This window comes from Bradyrhizobium sp. LB11.1, assembly GCF_040549385.1.
Taxonomy (GTDB): Bacteria; Pseudomonadota; Alphaproteobacteria; order Rhizobiales; family Xanthobacteraceae; genus Bradyrhizobium.
In genome coordinates this window covers 529,419-550,221 of sequence record NZ_JBEPTH010000004.1, presented here as the reverse complement: position 1 = coordinate 550,221, position 20,803 = coordinate 529,419, and the positions used below count along the sequence as shown (strand labels likewise).

The window sequence follows — 20,803 nt, the reverse complement described above, 5'->3', positions numbered from 1 at the left end:
GTGAGCCCCGGTACGCGAGGGCTTTGCGTGCCGGGGGTCTTTTTGCGTGAGGTGAGGACGATGGGTGGCGTATCAGTTGATTCAAAGGTTGATTTCAGCGCGCTCTCAGTGCTGCACAAATGGCCGTCACTCGGAAACCAGCGCCGGCCGGACCGTGCGTCCTATCAGGTGAGCGAGGGCACGCTCGATCAGTGCATCTCGGCCTTCATGGAGAAGCCCGCGCCGACCCGGCATCTCTATGAGATCCACACGGCGCCGCAGCCTGTGCTGGTCACAGACATCCTGTCGCCCGAGCACGTCCTCGAGCTATCGCGGCTGCGGGAATATCTCTGAAGGCGCCAGCCCGACAAGCTTCTCATCATGGCAGGAACCTTCTTCCGGTTGTTCCCGTTAACAGGGATCGGAAGCCAAGAATCTGAAACCAAGAATCTGAAACCAAGAATCCGAAGCCGATCCAAAGCCAAGGCGTGAGTGCCTGAGATGCTTGAAGCCATACCCAGTCAAACCGTGCCCAGTCAAACCGTGCCCTTCGGCGCAGACCAGACCCTGTTCGTGGTGATCGATCGCCTCGACAAGGCGACTGAAATCCGTGTCGAACGCAGCAATCTCGAAGCGACCATCGGCGAGCTCGTCGCCGGCTGCTTCAACGATCCCATCAAGGTGATCTCGTTCAATACGCTCGAGCACTGGATGAAGGACATCTCGACCGAAATTGCCGACGAGATCCAGGCACGCTGCGATATCGATGGCGTGACGCTGCCGGACTATCTCAGCGATTTCGTCGAGAGCCATAGCTGACGACGGCAAGTGCCAGCAGCAGAACGTTCGGCAGCGGCACGCCGAGCAACCAGAGCGGAGCACCTCGACCCCATGCAGGCGTTACTCGCTGCAGGCGTTAGCCACGTCGCCTGCCGGCGATGACCTCGATCTCGCGGCGGCGGTCGCCGGCGAAACTCAGGAGCTTTTCGATCGTCAGCGTATCCGTGATCCGTTTGGCAAGTCGCTCGGCGCGCGCAGCCTGATCTTCGAGATGCTGGATCGTGGTCAAGCGCCTTCTCCCCCAAAGCCCCGAATTGCCGGGTACCCATCGTGCGGGAGAGCAGCTAACAGCCGGTTAAGCGCGGCCTACCGATGTCGATGAGCGGCGTACTATTGCACGACGTCGAGCCTGACATTGGCGATGCCCTTGTCGACCATGCCGAGCGCCTCGGCCGCGGAGGGAGAGATGTCGACCACGCGTCCGCGAACAAAGGGCCCGCGATCGTTGACCCGGACGGTCACGAAGCGGCCGGAGGAAACGTCGGTCACGCGCAGCCTGGTGCCGAACGGCAGCGTCGGGTGCGCCGCGGTCAATTCGTTCTTGTCGAACTTCTCGCCGCTCGCGGTCTCCGTGTCTGAATAGAAACTGGCCACGCCATGCGAGGCCGTCGGCTTCGCGTCGGCGGTGTCGTGGGGGATACGCACCCGGCTCACGGGGCGATGCAGCGCTGCCACCCTGTGCGGACGCTCGACCGCGGTTTGCCTTGTGGTCGGAGCAAGGTCTGCTTTTTGGCGGCCGACCGGTGATTGTGCGCACGCGGCGAGCGATGCGGCGCCGATGATGGCGAGCAGCAACCGCGCCGAGGTTGCCAGCGAAATCGGGGTAGTTTCGGCACTTGCAAAGCGAGACATGATGCGCCCTCCGAACAACCCCAAGTTTCGGTGGGCAATGAGGGCAGAACCTTGGCTGAACAAAAGCGGCCTTGCGGCCACCATCGTTTCGCGCCGGCTGTGATGAATCCACCACAGGTACCCGCCCTGAATCGACACAGGACAGGGAACTCAGTTTGATATGATGCGCCAATTGATCGCGCGCGTCTCCGGCTGCGCCTCGCCGGCCTCGATGTCGCCCCGGATGAGCCGCATCAGTTCGCGCCGATAGAGCAGCCGCCAGCCGGTTTTCAAGCTGGCGAGAAAATCGAGCTCCCGTTGCGTCAGCGTGCACATCATGAACCCGGTCAGCTTGTGAGGGCCGCGCCGAACTCCAAGGCGCACGGCCGCACCGAACATCCGCGTCAGGTTACTTAGCGTAGTGTTACACAGCGTAACGTTTGAGATGAACGGGCGCAAGCACCGTTTGACGGCATCGCCGCATGATCACGATAAAGAGAACGCGCGTCTAATAATTCGGCCCGAGCGCGATCTTGGTGATCGTGCCGTTCCTGACACCGATGCGCCATTCTGCGGAGCCGTTGGCGAACTGGGCAAAATAGATGTCGCTATCGAGCGCGGTGACGCCTCGGAAAGAGACCGCGCGCAACGCGCCGAGCCGCACCAGGATAGCCTGGTCGAACGAAAGCTGGTGCCGCGTGATGTTGGCAACTTCCGTCGTCATGTGGTCGTAGTCGGGCTGCCCCTTGCCGATACCCTCGATATATTGCCGCAGCATCGCCTCGCCATTGGCGATCGGGACGGCGCGACGCGCCGCGCGCCCCGGCCGTGCCGCGACGTTCGAGGCCTCGACATTATGGAAGCGCGTCTGCCGGCCCGGCACCAGGATCTCCATGCACTTCCCGGACTTGTCGGCAATGACCCAGGGACTGTTCACGGTGGTCAACGCGGCCCAGGTCATGTCCGACCTGACGACACTCTGCGCCTTGTGCTGACCGTTCGCGTCGAGATTGAAGACCTGAATGTCGCTGTCCGTCTCGTTATAAAGCATGATCCTGATCGGCGAGGTATCGGCGCGGCCGCGCACGCTCGCCTCCTGCGAACAGGACACGATGCCGCCGAGTTCGTCATTGCCGTCGGGCCGGAAGGTGACGTCGCCGGCCTTGCCGTCGGGTTCAAGCAGCACGCGGAATTCCGCGGTCCCGTTCTCGAACTTCGCCCCATAGATGTCGTAGCCGCCAGGCCCGACCCCCCGGAAGAAGATCGACTCGACGGCACCGAGCGCCACGAACGTCGCGCGCAGCTCGTCGACCCGACGGTGGATGTTGGCGGCGAGCGGCGCGCTCATGCGATCGTAGTTCGGCGTGCCGCGGCGAAGATCCTCGATCCCCGCGAGGATCACCGCCTTGCTGCCTGCAGCCGGGACCTGCTCCCTGAACCTGTCAGGCACTTCCGCGAGGCGCCGCGCGAAGTCGGCCTCGATCGCCTGGGCCGTGGCCGCATCGATCCGCTGCGCGAGGCGGGCGCCGGAGGTGACATTCTGGACCAGCACGCGCGAGACGCTGGCCGCCTCATCGCGCAGGAAGATCAGGAGATGATCGCCGTGGACGGAGAAGGCGTCAGTGCCCTCGGCAAGAACCGGCGCTCGGCCCCGCCCGGTCTCCTGCAGTTGCAGACGATCGCCATCACGCCGCACGGTGAGCACGCGGTTCGGCGCGATCTTGTACCAGCCGACATATTGATCGAGCGACACGGGATCTGTGGCCGGCGCCGGCGTCTCGGCAACGCGAACGGCGCGCACGTCGCGGCCGTTCATATGCAGCATCAATTCGGACGAGCGGCGCTCTGCATCGATCGGGAACGAGATCTCGCCGAACGACGCCGCATACGACGCCGTACCGTCATTGGCGACGGTCAGGCGCAGCCTGCGTTGCCCGGTCAGCTGCCCGTAGATTTCGTCGCCCTCGCGGAAGACGGCGAACACCGAGGCGGGGCCCATGGCATAGAAATTGGCGAACGGATGGTAATGCTCGGCCGGTACATCGCCGAGATCCGCGCCGGCGGGCACCGGATCCGGCGTGCGATAGGCGATCATGCCGGCCGACACGATCACCACCGGCACGATCGCAGCCGCGATCCAAAGCCGCTTGCGCCAGCCGACCGCCGCGGGCATGGCGGCAGCTGCGATGATGCGTTCGACGCGCGCGCGCACGGTCGAGGCCTGCGCCATCGCAAGCTCCATCGGCCGCGGCTTCACGGAGGCAGCGACGTCGAGCAGGATTTCGGCGTAGGAGAGCCGGTCGTCGATCATCTCGATCGCCCGGGCATCGCTGATGATCTCGGCAAGCTCGGCAAGCCGCGTCAGTTGCCACCAGGAGAACGGGCTGAACCAGAACACCGCGCGGTTGAGCGAGGCGAGCAGCAAAACGTAGAAATCGCGGTTGGCGACATGCGCGCCCTCATGGGCGAGCACCGCGAGGCGCTTCTTCGCGTCCCAGCCGAAAAACTGCGGCGGCACCAGGATGGTCGAGCCGAAGGTGACGGGACCGCCGACGTCGCGGCTGACGCGCACATCGGCATCGATCATCTCACGGCTTTTCACCGGCTTCGCCGCGCGTGCCAGACGCCAGGTCAGGCAGAGGCCGATGGCCAGCCGCAGCAGCAACAGGCCGGCGACACAGGCATAGACGGTGGTGGCGACCATCCACCAGTCGATCGAGACGCCTCGCGTCACCATCGGCGCGATGGCCGCAGCGGGCGCGATCGGCAGGAACGGCTGCGGCCGCTCAGGCATCGCGAAGTCGGCCGGCCACGCTTCGTCCGGCACCGGCACGGACAAGGGCATCCGGTCGATGGTGAGCGTCGGCCAATGCATCACGAACGGCATCGCCAACGATGCCAGCAGGACGACCACCCACGCCGTCATGTGGACGTGCGGATTGCGCACACGAAACAGGATGAGACCGATCCAGACGACGCCTCCCAGCGAGAAGGAGCGTAACGCCGCCTCAGCCAGAGCTGCGATCATTCTTTTTTCACTCCCCTCGCCTTCTTCGCCTTGGCCACCTGGTCGGCCAGCGCACGCAATTGCTGCTGATCGAGCATTGCATTGTCCACCATGCCGACGAGGACCTCCTCCATCGAGCCGTTGCAGAACCAGTCGACGATGCGCTGCACCGCCTTGGCCGCGACGCGCGCCCGCTCTTCGGCGGCGTGGTAGACGTAGGTGCGCCCGTCCACGGTGTGGCGAGCATAGCCTTTTTCTTCCAGCCGGCGCAGCACCGTCCGCACCGTCGATTCCTTCAGGCGTCGCGATAGTCGCTCGCGGACGATTTCGGCCGTGACCGGCCCATGGGCCCATACCAATTGCATGACCTCGTGCTCGAGATCGCCCAGGTCGGGCAAACGATCGTCCATGGTGGCTTACCTAACGGCTTGAGATTCTTGTAACGCTACGGACCGTCGCACATAAGGCGTCGGCGAACAACGGCGATTCCGGCCGAACCGGAATCGTTCGTAGAGCCTGATGAGATTAGGTTTCAATTGCCGCGGCAAGGGAGGTGTGCTCCCTCCCCCGCTTGCGGGTAGGGCAATCGCATATGGCAGTTTGCGCGATCGCAGCGCGCGCCTCGTCCTTCGAGACGACCGCTTCGCGGTCTCCTCAGGATGAGGCTAAGTGGCATTGGTGCTGGTCGAAACGACGGCCGCACACTCGGTCCTCATCCTGAGGGCCCGCCAACGGCGGGCGTCTCGAAGGATGGCTACGGGGGGAATCGCTCCCGTATGCGATTGCCCTGCGCTTGCGGGGGAGGGTTGGGGAGAGGGTTTCTCCGCATGGGACACTCCCCCAGAGGAGAGAGCCCTCACCCGGCGCGTTGCGCCGACCTCTCCCGCAAGCGAGAGAGGTGCACCAAGCCCGCGGCTACTTGATTCAACCTAAGTCCATTTCGCTTAGCAGCCTCAGTACTTCGGCTCGTACATCTGCGACTGGACCAGGCCCTTCACGTCGTTGGGCGCGGGTCCGTCGGCAAGCCCGCGCTGATAGGCGACGTCAGCGACGGCCGCTGCGATGCGGGCCGAGACCTCCCGGATGCGGGGCAGCGCGGGATACAGGCTGCCCTGGTCGAGGTCCTCCTTGCCGACGCAATTGGCGAGCGTATGGGCGGCCGCCATGAACATCTCGTCGGTCACGAGCCGCGATCGGCTGGCGATGACGCCGAGGCCGACGCCGGGAAAGATGTAGGAGTTGTTGCCCTGGCGCGGCACGAAGGTGCGGCCGTTGAGCTTGACCGGATCATACGGACTGCCGCAGGCGAACAGCGCGCGGCCCTCGGTGTAGCGATAGGCATCCTCCGCCGAGCACTCGGCCTTCGAGGTCGGGTTGGACAGCGCGAACACGATCGGCTGCTCGTTGAGCTCGGCCATCGCCTTGAGCACCTCGGGCGTGAAGGCACCACCGACCGCGGCGACGCCGATAATCGCCGTCGGCTTCAGCGTCTTGATCGCGGTGAGGAAGTCGGCGATCGGCGCCTGATCCTTATGCGCATAACGGCGCTTGTGGCCGGAGAGGCCTTCGCGACTGCTGACGACGAGGCCGCGGGAATCCACCAGCCAGTTGCGCCGCAGCGCCTCGGCTTCCGTCGTGCCCTCCGCCATCATGGCGGAGACGACGAGATCGGCGATGCCGGTCGCCGCCTCGCCCGCGCCGAGGAACAGGATGCGCTGGTCCCTGAGCTTGCCGCCATTGACGCGCAACGCCGAGAACAGGCCGGCGAGCGCAACCGCTGCGGTGCCCTGAATGTCGTCGTTGAAGACGCAGGCTTCATCCCGGTATTTGTGCAGCAGCTTGAACGCGGAATGGTTGGCGAAATCCTCGAACTGGATCAGCACATCTGGAAACGTCTTTCGCGCGGCCGTCATGAACTCGTCGACGAAGCCGTCATAGGCCTCGCCGGTGAGCCGCCGCTCGCGCAGACCGAGATAGTAGGGATCGCTGAGAAGCTCCTCGTTGTTGGTGCCGACGTCGAGCACGATCGGCAGGCACTGCTCGGGATGCACGCCGGCGCAGGCCGAATAGAGCGAGAGCTTTCCGACCGGGATGCCCATGCCGTTGGCGCCGAGATCGCCGAGCCCCAGGATGCGCTCGCCGTCGGTCACGACGATCAGCTTGGCCGGATAGGGCCAGTTCTTCAAAATCTCGGCGATCTCGCCGCGATCGCGCGAGGAGATGAACATGCCGCGCGGCCGCTGGTAGATCAGGCCGTATTTCTGGCAGGCGAGTCCGACCGTCGGCGTATAGATGATCGGCTGGATCTCGTCGATGTTGTCGACGACGACGCGGAAGAACAGTGCCTCGTTGCGATCATGCAGCGCATTCAGCGCGACGTATTTTTCGAGGTCGGTCGGCAGCGTGCGCAGGTTGGTCAGCACGCGCTCGACCTGCGTCTCGATCGTCAGCACGCAAGGCGGCAACAGGCCGCGCAGGCCGCGCGCAGCGCGCTCCTCCTCGGTGAAGGCCGTGCCCTTGTTGAGCAAGGGATCGCGCAGCAGCGTCATGCCTTGTGCGGAATCGGATGATGTCGAATGGGCGCTGACCCGAGCAGGTCTATTCACGAATTCCCCCAGGGAGTTTCTTATTGAACAGCAAACATTGTCGGCCAGCGCTCACCTGAGATCAAGGACTGAGCGACGCGTGCATCGATTGTGATCTCGCACCGCAGCGAGATTTCGCGCGTGGCAGGAGGTTAATGCCGCACACTTCCCGCTCCTCATGGTGAGGAGCGCGGAACGCGCGTCTCGAACCATGAAGGCCCCGATCTCGCCTGCGGCCATCCTTCGAGACGGCCGCTATGCGGCCTCCTCAGGATGAGGGGGAAGCTCGTGACGCGATAAGACTATTCCGCCTTGATATCCGCAGCCTTCACGATCGGCCACAATTTCTCGGTCTCGGCCTTCTGAAAGACGCCGAGCGCTGCGGGCGATTGCTGGTCCGCCGGCGGAATCTCCTGGCCCAGTTCCGCAAAGCGCTGCCTGACGGACGGCTCGGCAAGTGCTGCGACAATCGCCGTGTTGAGCTTTGTGACGATCTCCTTCGGCGCGTTCCTCGGGGCCCAGATGCCGTGCCAGTGGGAGATGTAGAGGCCTGGCAGCCCCGCCTCGTCGACGGTCGGAATGTCGGGGGCGGACGCAAGCCGCGTGAACGCTGCCGGGTGAGCGGAGGCAAGCCGGAAAATTTGGCGAGCGGCTATCCGGCCGCCCGCCTTGGCGTCAGGTTCGTGGCGACATCAGCCGGCGGCGCGACGTGCATCAAAATGGTCTGGGTGGCGGACGCGACCTCGATGCCGTTCTGCTGGAAGCGCTGCTTCATGCGGCGGTTGAATTCGCGCTGGACCGGCCAGCGGCCGGCCTCGGTGCAGCGGATCTGGCCGACGATCGACACCATCGCGCCATCGACCTTGTCGATACCCCAGAGATCGAGGTCGCCGCGGATCAACGGGCGGAATTCCGTCTCGCGGCGCATCTCCTCGACGATGTCCTTGAGAATCTGGCCGGCGCGATCGGTGTCTTCCTTGTAGGCGACGTTGACACTCACGGAGGCGTTGCCGGCGCCGCGGCTGGCATTGGTGATCGTCGTCACCGCGCTGAACGGCACGATGTGCACGGCGCCGTCGCCGGCGCGCAGGCGAATGGTGCGGATCGAGACGTTCTCGACCACGCCCGACAGGCCCGACACGCTGACGGCGTCGCCGACCTGGACCGTGTTCTCCAGGAGCAGGAACAAGCCGGTGATGAGGTCCTGCACCAGCTTCTGCGAACCGAAGCCGATGGCAATGCCGACGATGCCGGCACCCGCGAGCAGCGGCGCAACGTTGACACCGATTTCGCTGAGCGCCGTAAGGCCGACGACGGTGGCGATCAGGCACAACAGCGCCGTCCTGAGCATCGGCTGGAAGGTGCGCAGGCGCGCCGCGCGGGCATAATGTCCGTCGCGCGACAGCGTGTTGATCTGCCGGTCCAGCAGCGCATTGCTGGCTTCCCAGATCGCTGCAGCAATGAAGACGGCGATGCCGATCGTTGCGAGCGCCGAGATCAGCCGACTGCCGATCTGGCCACCATAGAACCAGACGATGGCGTCGACGCCCCAGACCTCGAGCACGGCGACAAAGCCGATGAAGGCAATCACGCCGGAGACAACCTTGCGCAGCAGCGGCAGATAGCGGTTGGCGCGGATCTCCAGTCCCGGAAAGCGCTGGAGAATTTCCGGCTGGATCCGGAAACCCCGGTCGATCAGGCTCAGCGTCACCATGATGGCGATGCGCGTGATCAGCACCACCACGATGGTGCCGACGAAATATTGCAGCAGCAACGAATAGCCATTGCGGATATTCAGCGCCCAGACCGCCCACAGCGCCAGGTCGAGCGCGATGGCCAGATAATGCCAGCCGCCGGCGATGCGGTCGCGCAGCCGCGCCGTAATCCCCTGCCGGGCCGCCGGCGCGCGGATGGAATCGGCCACCTGGCGGCGGCATTGCAGGATGATGACGACGACGAAGAGATGCACGACCAACATCACCATGCGCAAGAGCGCGGCATAGCCGGCGCGATGCAGGCCGAGCAGCAGCGCCACGTTGGCGAATGCAATGCCGGATACGCCGACGCCGACGATGCGACGCGCCCAGATCTCGATATAGGCTGCGGTCTCGGCGCGCACCGGAAACAGGCCGAACGGCCCGGCCAGCGCGCGGACCACGCAAATGAGCCCGCGCGAGAACGCGTAGGCGTTGACGACGGCGAGGATCACGAGACGGACGGTGGCAGGCTCGCCGATCTCCGTTCCGAGCAGTGCGGTCGCGAGGCCGACGAAAGCGACCACCGGAAGCAGCTCGAGTACCAGGCGCCCGAACACGAACGGCAGCCGCAGCAACGATTGCCACGCACGCGCGAGGCTGTGACGGCGCTTTTGCAATTCGGGCGCCGGCGTCACGTCGGCAACTGACGATGGCGGGTCGGCGATCGGCAGCACCTGCGCCGGCAGGCGCGCCGTTTGCGGCACGCGCCCTTCGAGGAACGTGACCGGGCGCCGGATCAGGCGGACAACCACCCATTCGGCCGCACGAGCACAGCCGAACACCAACGCCAGCTTCCAGGCGATCTCGATCAGGAGATTATAGGCGTCGGGATCATTGGCGGTCCGCACGATCCAGTAATAGAACGCCGGGAAATGCGTGAGCGTCCGCGCCATATCGGCGACATCGCGCGAGATCTCGCCGATCTCCTCGGACACGGTGAGCAGAAGCTGTGCGCCGAGGCCATCGGCCGAGAGCGGAATCGGCGACTTCTGCTCGGGCGCGGGTGCCGGCTGCTGCGGACCGGACGCATTCGCAATCGCGCGCAGGGTGTCGATCATTTGCGCGCGCTTCTTGTCGTCCTGCAGCGTGTCCAGCGCCCGCCTGGCCTCGTCGGGCGACAGCGCGGCCGCTCCATTGGTGGCCGGCGCGGGCGGCTCTGCGTGGGCCGGGGAGAACGACGAGATGGCGAGGAAGAGCGCTGCGAAAAGCGCTGAGACAAACTTGTGCGACACGCGGATTCCCCAAAAGTAAATGAAATGCGCCGGCGGAATCGTGACCGCGAAGCACTGCGTCATGTCGGGTCAGCGCTATTCGCCCCGATCCTGTGTCGGAAGTTTGCCAATGAGGCGACATTCTCTTGGCATTTGCTGCAACGCAGGCAGGATGGAACCGCGCCATGGTCAATGTCGCAAAAGAGTGAGAGATTACGATAGGAGTTCGGGGGCACGCTTCTACGACATCGCCAGGCAGAACGAGCTTTATCCGCCAGATTCCTATTTGCTGAAGAAACGTGCGGGAGTTTTTTGCGGTGACGGGAAGCCTCTATCTCTGGGGCAATCTATCTCTGGGGCAATGTCGATCGCCCGCCCAACAACCGCAGCACGCTGCACGACAAGCAGCCGGTCTATTATCAATCGCTCGGTGATCTCTTCGGCGTGCAGAAGAAGGCCCAGTCGATCCGACGGTGCAAAACGCACAGCGCCGGGCAGGTAGGGGCTCTGCCTTACTGACTGCAGCCCACTAAACCTAAACCCGGCGTGCCGTTCGCGGTTTCTGCCGCTATGCGATAGTCCGAACGAGCTCCATCGCACTTAACGCGGCTGGCTCTGCGGAGGTGGTGTCATAGACCTCCCCTTGCTCATGAAGTGGACGTTACGCGTCGCTTGTTTGCGACCATCGGCATGGTCCTCCCGTGACATAAAACTGTCAAGCGGGATCAATGGCATCGCAATCACATTTGACGCTACGTTCCATGGCGTTCCCGCAACAGATTGATCGCATCGAAGCTGCCGAAGTACGAGATGGGCGAATTACGAGGCGAGCATGCCCACCAATGTCGAACGCTGCTGCTATTGGTGGGGCCGAGGGTACTAACGGCGTGTACAGAACTTGTAGGGTGGGCAAAGGCGCAAAGCGCCGTGCCCACCACCTCTCTCGTCATGAAGATTGGTGGGCACGCTTACGCTTTGCCCACCCTACGAGAGCGGAGATCAGGCTGCTATTGACAGGGCCGCACGCACTGGAGGGCACTGTCGCTATGGTGACATCATGCCCCTGTTTTGCCCGACGGGTCAAGCAAATTTCCTAAAATCCGAACATCCATCGCGATCGCCCGCAAGCCATTGATTCCGCTATCGCCGGCTACTGTGCATGGGGTTGATTTCAAGTTTTGCCGGTGACGGTGGCCGCGCGGACTGTTTCGCCGGCCGTCAATTTCTCCGCTTCTTGTCCCCCTTCCCCTCCAGCGCCTTACGCACGTTATCGAACTCCGCCAGCGAAGCCTTGTCGGCGCGGGGAAAGCGCAGGTCCAGTTTTTCCAGCTCCGCGACGATGACGGAGCCGATCACCACGCGGGCGAACCATTTGTGGTCGGCAGGCACGACATACCAGGGCGCATGGGGCGTCGCGGTATGGCGCACGATGTCCTGATAGACCGCCTGGTAGCGCGGCCACAGAGCGCGCTCCTTGATGTCGTCCATCGAGAACTTCCACTGCTTGGCCGGCTCCTCCAGCCGGTCGAGAAAGCGCTGGCGCTGCTCCTCCTTTGAGAGATGGAGAAAGAACTTCAGCACCAATGTGCCGTTGCGGGAGAGATAGCGTTCGAAGGCGACGATGTCCTCGAACCGTTCCTTCCAGATATCCCTGGTGACGAGTTTTTGCGGCAGCTTCTCCTTGGCGAGGATATCCGGGTGCACGCGCGTCACCAGGCATTCCTCGTAATGGGAGCGGTTGAAGATGCCGATATGACCGCGCTCCGGCAGCGCGATCACGTGGCGCCAGAGGAAATCGTGGTCGAGTTCCTTGCTGCTCGGCGCCTTGAACGAGGACACCTCGCAGCCCTGCGGATTGATGCCCTCGAAGATCGCCTTGATCGCGCTGTCCTTGCCGGCGGCGTCCATGGCCTGGAACACGATCAGCACCGACCAGCGATCCTGGGCGTAGAGCTTCTCCTGGAATGCGACCAGCCGCTTCTTGTTGGCGTCGAGAATCTCCTGCGCCGTCTCCTTGTCCAGATCGCCCTTCGCGTTGGTCTTGTAGCTCTTCAGGTGGAACTTGCCGGACCCGTCGTGCCGGAATGGCGTGATGTAGCGGTCAAGTTCCTGGGCGAGCGATTTGGACGGATTTTTGCTCATGAGCGCGGGGCACCTTGCGTTGCGGCTTCAATCGGTCGAGCAGGCTACCAAGGATGCCCTTCGGAAGGAATATGATGAAAAGCACCAGCAGCACCCCGTAGACGAGGTTGTCCCAGCCGACCGCCCTGGTGCCGAAGCCGATGCGCAGGGTTTCCGCGAGCAGGATGGTGATGACGGCGCCGACGGTCGGACCGAGCGAGACGAACAGGCCGCCGACGATGGCCGCAAAAACCATCTGGAGCGACACCGCGATGCCGGAGACAGTGTCGGGCGTGATGAACATCTGGTACTGGCAATAGATGGCGCCCGCCAGCGCCGTCATCACAGCGCTGATCAAGGTGATCTTCAGTTTCTCCGCGGTGACGTCGACGCCAGCGGCGGCGGCTGCGTCCTCGTCCTCCGAGATCGCCTCGAGCGCGTAGCGGCTCATGCTGCGATCGACCAGATGCCAGACGATGATGCCGCCGAGCCAGACCGCAAGCGCGATCAGATACCAGTTGGTCTTGTCGTCGAACTGCAGCGCCAGGAGCTTGTTGCCCGAGGCACGGTTCGGCGTGTAGCCGAGCGAGCCGCCGGTATAGTCGCGCGTGGCCGTGATGATTTGGAGCACGATGCCGGAGAGCGCGAGCGTCACCAGCACGAAATAATGCCCGGTGATGCGGAAGCGAAAGCAGGGATAGCCGACGATCAGCGCCAGCGCCCCGGCCGCGACCATGCCGACGGGAATGCCGATCCATGGCGACAGGCCCAGATGGTTCCACAACAGCGCGGTGACATAGGCGCCGATCCCCATGAAGCCGCCATGCCCCAGCGAGACCAGGCCGAACCGCCCCATCATCGACCACGATGTATAGGCGAACGACCAGATCAGGATCAGCACCAGAATGTGCAGATGATAGGGATCGCGATAGACGAAGGGCAGCGCGACCAGCGCGGCCAATGCTATCCCCCACACTGCAAGCCGTCCCTGCCCCGTCATCGGCGCCTCGCGAGCAGGCCAGCGGGCCGGATGAACATCATGACGATGAAGAAGGCGAAGGCGAGCACGTAGCCCCATTCGAGATCGGAGAACAGGCCGCCCAGCGAGATGATCTCGGCAAACACGAACGCGGCGATGAAGCCGCCAATGAAATTGCCCAAGCCGCCGAGCACGCAGATCAGGAAGGTGATCGGCCCGAAGGAGAGGCCGACAAAGGGATGCACGTCATATTGCAGCACCAGGAGGCAAGCGGCGAGCCCGGCAAGCCCGCCGCCGATCGCGGATGTGATGAGATAGATGCGTTTGGTGTCGACGCCCATCAGCGCCATGATCTGCCGGTCCTGCGAGATGGCGCGGATCGCGGTGCCGGTGAAGGTGCGGGTCATGAACAGATAGACCGCGACCATGCCGACCAGCGCGGCCAGGAACGACAGAAGCCGTGCGTAGCTGAAATTCATGTCGCCGAAGGCGAGCACCGGAAGGCGGATACCGAGGTTGCGGAAGTCAACGCCGAAGGCGACGGTGGCAAAGCTCTGCAGCACGAACAGCACGCCGCCGGTCGCCAGCAGCTGGTTGATCGGCGGCGCGGTCAACAGCGGCGCGATCACGAGATAATGCAGCAGCGCGCCGAGGATCGCGACCAGCAGGATGGTCAGCGGCGCTGCAATGAAATAGCTGACGCCGTAATACTGGACCAGGAAGTACATGGCGTACATGCCGATCATGACGAGCTCGGCGTAGCAGATCCAGGTCACGTCGATGACGCCGAAGATCAGATTCAGCCCGAGCGCGAGCAGTGCCAGCACGCCACCGAGCAGGATGCCGTTGATGACGGCCTCCAGCAGATAGATGTCGAAAATGTCCAGGAACGCCTGCATATTCCCCTCACACCCCGAGATACGCTTCCCTAACCGTGTCGCTCGCCAGCATCTCGGCCGAAGTGCCGGAAGCGCGAATCGTGCCGGCCTCGATCAGATAGGCCCGATCGACCACCCGCAGCACCTGCTGCACGTTCTGCTCGACGATCAGCACCGTCAGCCCGCTGGCACGGATCCGCTTCACAAGCTCGAACACCTGCTGCACCACGACCGGCGCCAGCCCCGCCGACGGCTCGTCGAGCAGCAGAAGTTTTGGATTCGACATCAGCGCGCGGCCGATCGCGCACATTTGCTGCTCGCCGCCGGACATGGTACCGGCCATCTGATGGCGCCGCTCCTTCAGCCGCGGAAACAGGTCGAACACGACCTCCAGCCGTTCCGCGTAGTGCGCGCGCGCCTCCTTCATGAAGGCGCCCATCTTCAGATTGTCGTCGACCGAGAGCTGTGGGAACAGCCGCCGGTTCTCCGGCACATGCGCAATCCCGAGGCTGACGATCTTGTGCGGCGGTGTCGCCAGCACGTCGACGTCCTCCATCTTGATCGAGCCACGCGAGGGATGGATCAGGCCGGAGATGACGCGCATCAGCGTGGTCTTGCCGGCGCCGTTCGGGCCGATGACGCCCACGGCCTCACCGGCTATCACGTCGAGATTGACATCGAACAGCGCCTGGAACGTGCCATATCCGGCATTGACGCCGCGAAGCTCCAGCATCATTGGCCTCCCGCGCGGCGGCGCGCTTCAGCCGCTGCAGCCTGAGTTATCTCGGCATCGGTGCCGAGATAGACTTCGATGACGCGCGGATCGCCGGCGACTGCGCTCGGCAATCCCTGCGAGATCTTCTCGCCGTGATCAAGCACCATGACGCGGTCGACGACCCGCATCAGCACAGCCATGATGTGCTCGACCCAGATGATGGTGATACCGAGTTCGTCGCGGATGTTGCGAAGCATGTCGGCGGCCTGATCCATCTCGGCCTCGTCGAGACCGCCGAGACTCTCATCGGCAAGCAGCAACTTTGGTGCGGTGGCGAGCGCTTTCGCGAGTTCGAGCTTCTTCAAGCCGGCCGCACCCAGGCCGTCGACGCTGGCGTGGCGATCGGTCGGCAAGCCCACCATCGCGAGCGACCGCTCCGCCGCCTCCTCGGCCTTGACGCGACTATGCCGGCCCTGGCCGTAGAAGCCGGCAAGCGCGACGTTCTCGAAAATGGAGAGGCGGCGAAACGGCCGCGGAATCTGGAAGGTGCGGCCGATGCCGCGGTTGATGATCCGGTGCGGCGCGAGGCCTGCGATTTCGGAGCCGTCGAAGAGGATCGATCCCGAGCTTGGCGCCAGCGTGCCGGAGAGCATGTTGAAGATCGTGCTCTTGCCCGAGCCGTTGGGACCGATCAGGCCGAGGATCTCGCCCTGATCGACTCTAAATGAAACGTTGTTGACGGCGGTGAAGCCACCAAACCGCTTCACCAAGCCGTTGACCTCCAGCACCGCCCCCACTCCGCCGCTACTGGTTGCTGTAGGCGGTGCCCTTCGGCAGCGACAGCACGGCTTCGCGCTGCGCCTGGCTCTTGGGCCACACCACCGAGGATTTGTCGTCGACGACGTACTTGTGGAGAATCACGTTGATCTTGATTCTCTTGTCCTGAACTTTGTCTTGAGCCTTGTCTTGGGCTTGGACCGAAACGGTCAAGCCCGTCGCTGCAATCGCGATCAACACCCCACGGACCAAGCGAGCAGCCATGCGCAGGCGCATCTAAACCTCCCTGGACGATTGTGCATTGCAATTTTTGATTTTGCTTTTCCGCCCATCACATGGGCTCGGCCGCGCGATGTCAAGCCTCGCGCATCAGCGCGAGGCGAACTGCTGCGCGATGAAGGCCGTGACAAATCGCGGCATGGCCGGCATGAGATCATCCATTCCGCGCACGAGATGGATGGCCGAAAGCTCCGGCTCGTCCTGGCGAGCCAGATTGGCTTCGATCCGCGCGCGAGCCGCCTCACCCGGCATGTCCAGGTTGAGGATCTGTATCATTGCGAGTGCGCTGCCGGAGACGACACAGTGCCAGTCCGCCTCCGCCGAATAATCGGCGGGCAGCAGGCCGGTCTCTTCCTCGAGTTCGCGGACGACGCTGCCGGGAATGTCCAGCGTACCGCCCCTGACATCGTCGAGATCGGGCGTACCCGATGCGAAATAGATGCGTCCGGCATTGGCGGTGTGATGTGCCATTTCGCCCATCACGAAGGCGCCATCGGAGGTGCGCAGCGCCCCCATGCCGAACCCGTTGAACACGGCCTTATCGGGAAAGCCCCAGTCGCGCCATGCCAGGAAGCTCGCGAAATCCGTCTCGAAATAGGTCGCAGCGAGACGACCGTCGGTGAAGACGGCATCGCGCCCGAGCAGCACCCGGCCGTTCCAGATCTTTGGCCTCGCGCGCTGTTGCTCGGCGAAATGCGCCTCGATCTCGGCGCGCCGCTCCTCGGCGAACGGCCAGACGACGGGGCGCACGGCAAGGTCAAGCGTCGTAACGCGATGAATGGTCGGTGACGTCATGACGCCTGCTTACCAAGACTTCGCGTCAGTTATTTGGCGCTCCCCGTGGTCTTCTTGGCCTGGTCGACATACTTGTTGGTAAAGGTCTTGCTGACGTCGATCTTGGCGTTGGCCACATCGGGCGAACCGACGCTGAACACCGCGAGCACGGCGTCCGCACCTTTGGGATCCATCTTGCCGGTCTCGGAGAACATCGGGATCGTGTTCTTCAACGCGGCGAGATACAGGTCCTTGTTCTTGCCGACCATCTCCTCGGGCATTTTCGCCATGATCTCCTCGGGCGAATGCGAATGGATCCAGGCGATCGTGGCGAGCATTGCGTTGGTAAGCGCCTGGGTTTCCTTTTCGTGTCCATTGACCCAGGCCACGGTCGAGTACAGCGCGCCGCCCGGATATTCGCCGCCGAACGTCTCGAGCGTATCCTTCTGGGTGCGGGTGTCGCTGAGGATGCGCAAATCCTTGTGGCTGCCCTGAAGCACAGTGACAGCGGGATCGAGCATCACCGCGGCGTCGATCTGCCCCTGCTCCATCGCAGCCACCGCCGTGGCTCCAAGGCCGACACCGATCACGGCGGTGCCAGCCGGATCGAGCCCGTTCTTCTTCAGCAGATACTTCAGGAAGAAATCCGTGGAAGAGCCGGGCGCGCTGACACCCACCTTCTTGCCGGCGAGATCCTTGACCGACTTGATGTCCCCCGTATGCGAGGGTGCGACCACCAGCACGAGGCCGGGGTAGCGGTCGTAGACCACGAAGGCCTGAAGCTCCTGCTTCTTGGCCGCCAGGTTGACGCAATGGTCGAAATAGCCGGACACCACGTCGGCGCTGCCGCCGAGCACGGCCTTGAGCGCGTCCGAGCCGCCCTTGAGGTCGACCAGGTCGACATTGAGGCCGGCCTTTTCGTACTCGCCGAGCTGCTTGGCCAGCACCGTCGGCAAATAGCATAGGCAGGCGCCGCCACCGACCGCGATGGTCACCTTGCTTTGCGCTGCGGCAAGACCGGTGGTGAGCGTCAGCGCGAGCAGCGCGCCGGCGAGCCTGGCAATCGTGTTCTTCATTGGTTTCCTCCGTTCGGCTGGCGGCACCATAGAGCAGCGGGACAGGCTTGAGAAGCACCGCTTAAGTGGCACTGGTCATTGGCATTTCGTCGCAATAGCATGCGCACACGACAACAATCATCGATGGGGAGGATCATCCATGAATCGCTTTACAGCCACGCTGTCGATCACCGCCGCCTTTGTCGCCGGATGCGGCGCGACCCACTTGCTCCGGCCGGCGCTCGCCGCCGAAAGCATTACCCCTCAGATCATCCATACCGGCGAGATGGAAGGCGATGCGCTCGGCCCCGCCAACAAGGTCGGCTACCGCTCCAAGACATTCGTGACCGCTGATGGCTCGACCGTGTCGATCCAGGTCGGCAATGTGCCGAAGCATCTGCATCCCAACACCAACGAGATCCAGTACATCCTGGACGGCACCGGAACCATCTGGCTCGGCGACAAGGAAGTGACGGTGAAACCGGGCGACCTCGTCATCATTCCGAAGGGCACGCCGCATGGTGGCACCAAGCCGATCAGCGGACAGGTCAAGGCGATCGCGATCAAGACGCCGCCACAGGCGCCCGACGACGTCAAGCTCTTAGACTGAGCGTTGAGTTCACATGCCTCGCGAGTCGCGCATCGCCTGCGCGACTTTCGTCGCTTGCGACACTCGTCCGATCTTTGCGCCGGTGACGATCTTTCTTCGACGTCTGCTCGCGTTCGGGACCATGCCGTCGTTCGCGGTAGCTCCGGCAGGAGGATAGGTCGTGAAGTTCGCGGTTCGATGCAGTGCAAGCGCCTTTCGAGCCGCTTCGACATGCGCGGTGCGGGCTGCCAGATTGTGAAGACGGCCGAGCTCCTTGTTCAGCCGCTTCAGCGCCGCGGCGAAGACTTGCTTGCGCTCTGATGTACGCTCGACGGTTCCTGGAAAGCTTGCTCCGCGCGCCTCGGCCTTACCGCGCCCTTCTCGTCGCCGTTGTCGGCCGAGCGTGCGTTCCTTATCGCGCATCTTGCGCAAGCGGGGACGCATGGCTTCGAGTTCAGCCACTTCGACGTCATAAATGGCGGGATGGTGCGTAAGGCGGATCGTCTCATACTCTTCGTGGCTGAGGAGACTGCGCTCGAGCTTAGAAGGGACCGGCATAGCATTCCTCCGTTTGATCCCCTCAGGTGAAGGCAGCAGGACCCGTCCAGGTCCAGTGACCAAATCTACCCGCGGAGGCATTGGCCCGCCATTGGCCGAATCGAAGATGGTAGAAATCTACCGCGAAGATGCCGGGCCGCTCGGTCTTAAGCGGCTGCACGCTCAACCGCGTCCATCCGACGTAGTCGGCCGCCACACCAGCAGCCGTCGCTCCACCAGCGTCACCCCGAAATCAATCAGGATGACGAAGGCCGACAGCACGAACATGCCGGCGAACACGCCGGCGACGTCGAACACACCTTCCGCCTGCTGGATCAGATAGCCGAGCCCTGCCGCCGATCCCAGATATTCGCCGACGACGGCGCCGACCACGGCGAAACCGACCGAGGTGTGCAGCGAGGAGAACATCCACGACAGCGCCGACGGCCAATAGACGTGCCGCATCAGCTGCCCTTCGCTCATGCCGAGCATGCGGCCATTGTCGAGCACGGTGCGGCTGACCTCCTTGACGCCCTGGTAGACGTTGAAGAACACGATGAAGAACACCAGCGTCACGCCGAGCGCGACCTTGGACCAGATGCCAAGCCCCAGCCACAGCGCGAAGATCGGCGCCAGGACCACGCGCGGCAACGCGTTGGCCATCTTGACGTAGGGATCGAATACCGCGGCAACCAGCGGCTGCCGAGCAAACCAGAAGCCGACCAGGACGCCGCTGAGCGAGCCGATCACGAAGGCGAGGATCGATTCCCAGAGCGTGATCGCGAGATGCTTCCAGATTACCCCGGAGGCAAACCACTTCACGATCTGGCTAAGCACATCGATGGGGTTGGAGAAAAAGAACGGTGGCAGCAGAATTTTTCCAAACACAGGAACGCTCGAAAAGAACTGCCAAAGCACGATGCAGACGATCGCGACCAGGACTTGCAAGGCGAGCAGCGTGACGCGCGACATCAGACCGCCTCCGCCGCATGGGTGGACTGCGCGTAGCCCTTCATCACCTCGTCCTTGAGCACGCTCCAGATCTCGCGGTGAAGCCCATGGAACTCCTTGTCCATCCGCACCTCGAAAATGTCGCGCGGGCGCGACAGCGTCACCCGCCAGTCGCCGATGATGCGCGAGGATGGCCCGGCCGACATGATCACGACGCGGTCGGCGAGCGCGATGGCCTCTTCGAGATCATGGGTCACGAACAGCACGGCCTTGCGGTCAGCGTTCCAGAGATCGAGCAGGAGATTGCCCATCACCTGGCGCGTCTGCGCGTCGAGCGGCCCGAACGGCTCGTCCATCAGCAATATCTTTGGATCACGAATCAGCACCTGCGCCAGCGCCACACGCTTGCGCTGGCCGCCGGAGAGCATGTGCGGATACCGGTTCGCAAAGGCGCCGAGGCCAACGGAGGTGAGCCATTTCTGCGCCTGCGGTAGCGCCTCGCTGCGCGGCGTACCCTTGACCTCGAGCCCGATCGCGACATTGTCGAGCGCCGTCTTCCAGGGGAATAGCGCATCGGCCTGGAACAGATAGCCGGCATCCCGGTTAAGCCCGGCGAGCGGCCGATCAAAAATCTTGACGCTGCCGGCCGCTGGCTTCAGCAGGCCGGCGGCGACGTTGAGCAGCGTGGATTTCCCGCAGCCGGTCGGCCCGACAATGGCGACGAACTCGCCCTGCGCGACCGCGAGATGGGCCTTCTCCACCGCCGTGTAGACCCGCCCGTCCCCCAGCCGGAACGCAACCTTGGCATCTTCCAGCGCCACTGCCGTGGGCGTTGTCATATGTTTCCTCCGAACCCTGACCGATGCCTTAGCCTCTCGCGCGGCCAAGTTCAATCAACCGCGCAGGCGTGCTACGCATAGGTCTCGACCACCCCCCTC

21 protein-coding genes and 1 pseudogene are annotated in these 20,803 nt (G+C 63.5%); 3 read left to right on the top strand and 19 right to left on the bottom strand.

Annotated features, from left to right (window positions below; translation table 11 throughout):
* Positions 1-60 precede the first annotated feature (60 nt).
* On the top strand, positions 61-333 hold the full coding sequence (locus ABIA96_RS13945; RefSeq protein WP_354137614.1) for a hypothetical protein: 273 nt from the start codon (positions 61-63) through the stop codon (positions 331-333).
* 147 nt (positions 334-480) lie between these two features.
* A complete protein-coding gene (locus ABIA96_RS13940) occupies positions 481-798 on the top strand; it encodes a hypothetical protein (RefSeq protein WP_354137613.1) in 318 nt (105 codons plus the stop codon).
* 97 nt (positions 799-895) lie between these two features.
* Here ABIA96_RS13940 and ABIA96_RS13935 read toward each other — a convergent pair whose 3' ends face one another.
* The 16 genes and pseudogenes from ABIA96_RS13935 to ABIA96_RS13860 form a co-directional block, all read right to left on the bottom strand.
* Entirely contained in the window at positions 896-1,048 is a 153-nt protein-coding gene (locus tag ABIA96_RS13935; protein ID WP_354137612.1) for a hypothetical protein, read from the bottom strand.
* Positions 1,049-1,149: 101 nt separating this feature from the next.
* A complete protein-coding gene (locus tag ABIA96_RS13930; protein ID WP_354137686.1) occupies positions 1,150-1,671 on the bottom strand; it encodes a septal ring lytic transglycosylase RlpA family protein in 522 nt (173 codons plus the stop codon).
* 150 nt (positions 1,672-1,821) lie between these two features.
* Positions 1,822-2,109 carry a hypothetical protein gene (locus ABIA96_RS13925; protein ID WP_354137611.1) on the bottom strand — a complete coding sequence of 96 codons (288 nt, stop codon included), beginning with the start codon at positions 2,107-2,109 and terminating at the stop codon, positions 1,822-1,824.
* Positions 2,110-2,158: 49 nt separating this feature from the next.
* Complete coding sequence (locus ABIA96_RS13920) at positions 2,159-4,678, bottom strand: M56 family metallopeptidase (protein ID WP_354137610.1); 2,520 nt, start codon at positions 4,676-4,678, stop codon at positions 2,159-2,161.
* Entirely contained in the window at positions 4,675-5,067 is a 393-nt protein-coding gene (locus ABIA96_RS13915) for a BlaI/MecI/CopY family transcriptional regulator (RefSeq protein ID WP_148753097.1), read from the bottom strand. The genes ABIA96_RS13920 and ABIA96_RS13915 overlap by 4 nt, the downstream gene beginning before the upstream one ends.
* Positions 5,068-5,610: 543 nt before the next feature.
* Positions 5,611-7,263 (bottom strand): NAD-dependent malic enzyme, encoded by a 1,653-nt coding sequence (locus tag ABIA96_RS13910; protein ID WP_354137609.1) that lies wholly within the window; start codon positions 7,261-7,263, stop codon positions 5,611-5,613.
* 281 nt (positions 7,264-7,544) lie between these two features.
* A pseudogene (locus ABIA96_RS13905) lies at positions 7,545-7,847 on the bottom strand (tripartite tricarboxylate transporter substrate-binding protein); the annotation flags it as partial.
* 47 nt (positions 7,848-7,894) lie between these two features.
* Entirely contained in the window at positions 7,895-10,231 is a 2,337-nt protein-coding gene (locus tag ABIA96_RS13900) for a mechanosensitive ion channel domain-containing protein (RefSeq protein WP_354137608.1), read from the bottom strand.
* Between the two features lie 1,197 nt (positions 10,232-11,428).
* Positions 11,429-12,352: a polyphosphate kinase 2 family protein gene (locus tag ABIA96_RS13895; protein WP_354137607.1), complete on the bottom strand. Its 924-nt coding sequence runs from the start codon at positions 12,350-12,352 to the stop codon at positions 11,429-11,431.
* Positions 12,312-13,331, bottom strand: a complete 1,020-nt coding sequence (locus tag ABIA96_RS13890; protein ID WP_354137606.1) for a branched-chain amino acid ABC transporter permease — start codon at positions 13,329-13,331, stop codon at positions 12,312-12,314. Before ABIA96_RS13890 ends, ABIA96_RS13895 begins: the two co-directional genes overlap by 41 nt.
* The gene (locus ABIA96_RS13885) at positions 13,328-14,209 is read right to left on the bottom strand and encodes a branched-chain amino acid ABC transporter permease (protein ID WP_354137605.1); all 882 of its coding nucleotides are present in this window, start codon (positions 14,207-14,209) and stop codon (positions 13,328-13,330) included. The genes ABIA96_RS13890 and ABIA96_RS13885 overlap by 4 nt, the downstream gene beginning before the upstream one ends.
* 7 nt (positions 14,210-14,216) lie before the next feature.
* Positions 14,217-14,921: an ABC transporter ATP-binding protein gene (locus ABIA96_RS13880; RefSeq protein ID WP_354137604.1), complete on the bottom strand. Its 705-nt coding sequence runs from the start codon at positions 14,919-14,921 to the stop codon at positions 14,217-14,219.
* Positions 14,921-15,691 (bottom strand): ABC transporter ATP-binding protein, encoded by a 771-nt coding sequence (locus tag ABIA96_RS13875; RefSeq protein ID WP_354137603.1) that lies wholly within the window; start codon positions 15,689-15,691, stop codon positions 14,921-14,923. Before ABIA96_RS13875 ends, ABIA96_RS13880 begins: the two co-directional genes overlap by 1 nt.
* Positions 15,692-15,707: 16 nt before the next feature.
* Positions 15,708-15,956 carry a hypothetical protein gene (locus ABIA96_RS13870; RefSeq protein WP_354137602.1) on the bottom strand — a complete coding sequence of 83 codons (249 nt, stop codon included), beginning with the start codon at positions 15,954-15,956 and terminating at the stop codon, positions 15,708-15,710.
* A gap of 93 nt (positions 15,957-16,049) precedes the next feature.
* Positions 16,050-16,754, bottom strand: coding sequence for an NUDIX hydrolase (locus ABIA96_RS13865; RefSeq protein ID WP_354137601.1), 705 nt, complete (start codon positions 16,752-16,754; stop codon positions 16,050-16,052).
* 29 nt (positions 16,755-16,783) lie between these two features.
* Positions 16,784-17,809, bottom strand: a complete 1,026-nt coding sequence (locus ABIA96_RS13860; protein WP_354137600.1) for an ABC transporter substrate-binding protein — start codon at positions 17,807-17,809, stop codon at positions 16,784-16,786.
* A 139-nt stretch (positions 17,810-17,948) separates the two neighbouring features.
* Here ABIA96_RS13860 and ABIA96_RS13855 point away from each other — a divergent pair, with 139 nt between their 5' ends.
* Positions 17,949-18,398, top strand: a complete 450-nt coding sequence (locus tag ABIA96_RS13855) for a cupin domain-containing protein (RefSeq protein ID WP_354137599.1) — start codon at positions 17,949-17,951, stop codon at positions 18,396-18,398.
* A gap of 9 nt (positions 18,399-18,407) precedes the next feature.
* On the opposite strand, the gene ABIA96_RS13850 is transcribed toward ABIA96_RS13855, so the two are convergent.
* The 3 genes from ABIA96_RS13850 to ABIA96_RS13840 all read right to left on the bottom strand — a co-directional run bounded on the left by ABIA96_RS13850 (position 18,408) and on the right by ABIA96_RS13840 (position 20,704).
* Complete coding sequence (locus ABIA96_RS13850) at positions 18,408-18,935, bottom strand: hypothetical protein (RefSeq protein WP_354137598.1); 528 nt, start codon at positions 18,933-18,935, stop codon at positions 18,408-18,410.
* 162 nt (positions 18,936-19,097) lie between these two features.
* On the bottom strand, positions 19,098-19,886 hold the full coding sequence (locus tag ABIA96_RS13845; protein WP_354137597.1) for an ABC transporter permease: 789 nt from the start codon (positions 19,884-19,886) through the stop codon (positions 19,098-19,100).
* Entirely contained in the window at positions 19,886-20,704 is an 819-nt protein-coding gene (locus tag ABIA96_RS13840) for an ABC transporter ATP-binding protein (protein ID WP_354137596.1), read from the bottom strand. Before ABIA96_RS13840 ends, ABIA96_RS13845 begins: the two co-directional genes overlap by 1 nt.
* Between the last annotated feature and the right edge of the window lie 99 nt (positions 20,705-20,803).

Bases quoted from the DNA above. Each gene is read 5' to 3' on its own strand.
- ABIA96_RS13945 (WP_354137614.1), top strand. From the start codon at position 61: ATGGGTGGCGTATCAGTTGATTCAAAGGTTGATTTCAGCGCGCTCTCA.
- ABIA96_RS13940 (WP_354137613.1), top strand. From the start codon at position 481: ATGCTTGAAGCCATACCCAGTCAAACCGTGCCCAGTCAAACCGTGCCC.
- ABIA96_RS13930 (WP_354137686.1), bottom strand. From the start codon at position 1,671: ATGTCTCGCTTTGCAAGTGCCGAAACTACCCCGATTTCGCTGGCAACC.
- ABIA96_RS13920 (WP_354137610.1), bottom strand. From the start codon at position 4,678: ATGATCGCAGCTCTGGCTGAGGCGGCGTTACGCTCCTTCTCGCTGGGA.
- ABIA96_RS13915 (WP_148753097.1), bottom strand. From the start codon at position 5,067: ATGGACGATCGTTTGCCCGACCTGGGCGATCTCGAGCACGAGGTCATG.
- ABIA96_RS13895 (WP_354137607.1), bottom strand. From the start codon at position 12,352: ATGAGCAAAAATCCGTCCAAATCGCTCGCCCAGGAACTTGACCGCTAC.
- ABIA96_RS13890 (WP_354137606.1), bottom strand. From the start codon at position 13,331: ATGACGGGGCAGGGACGGCTTGCAGTGTGGGGGATAGCATTGGCCGCG.
- ABIA96_RS13885 (WP_354137605.1), bottom strand. From the start codon at position 14,209: ATGCAGGCGTTCCTGGACATTTTCGACATCTATCTGCTGGAGGCCGTC.
- ABIA96_RS13880 (WP_354137604.1), bottom strand. From the start codon at position 14,921: ATGCTGGAGCTTCGCGGCGTCAATGCCGGATATGGCACGTTCCAGGCG.
- ABIA96_RS13870 (WP_354137602.1), bottom strand. From the start codon at position 15,956: ATGCGCCTGCGCATGGCTGCTCGCTTGGTCCGTGGGGTGTTGATCGCG.
- ABIA96_RS13865 (WP_354137601.1), bottom strand. From the start codon at position 16,754: ATGACGTCACCGACCATTCATCGCGTTACGACGCTTGACCTTGCCGTG.
- ABIA96_RS13860 (WP_354137600.1), bottom strand. From the start codon at position 17,809: ATGAAGAACACGATTGCCAGGCTCGCCGGCGCGCTGCTCGCGCTGACG.
- ABIA96_RS13855 (WP_354137599.1), top strand. From the start codon at position 17,949: ATGAATCGCTTTACAGCCACGCTGTCGATCACCGCCGCCTTTGTCGCC.
- ABIA96_RS13850 (WP_354137598.1), bottom strand. From the start codon at position 18,935: ATGCCGGTCCCTTCTAAGCTCGAGCGCAGTCTCCTCAGCCACGAAGAG.
- ABIA96_RS13845 (WP_354137597.1), bottom strand. From the start codon at position 19,886: ATGTCGCGCGTCACGCTGCTCGCCTTGCAAGTCCTGGTCGCGATCGTC.
- ABIA96_RS13840 (WP_354137596.1), bottom strand. From the start codon at position 20,704: ATGACAACGCCCACGGCAGTGGCGCTGGAAGATGCCAAGGTTGCGTTC.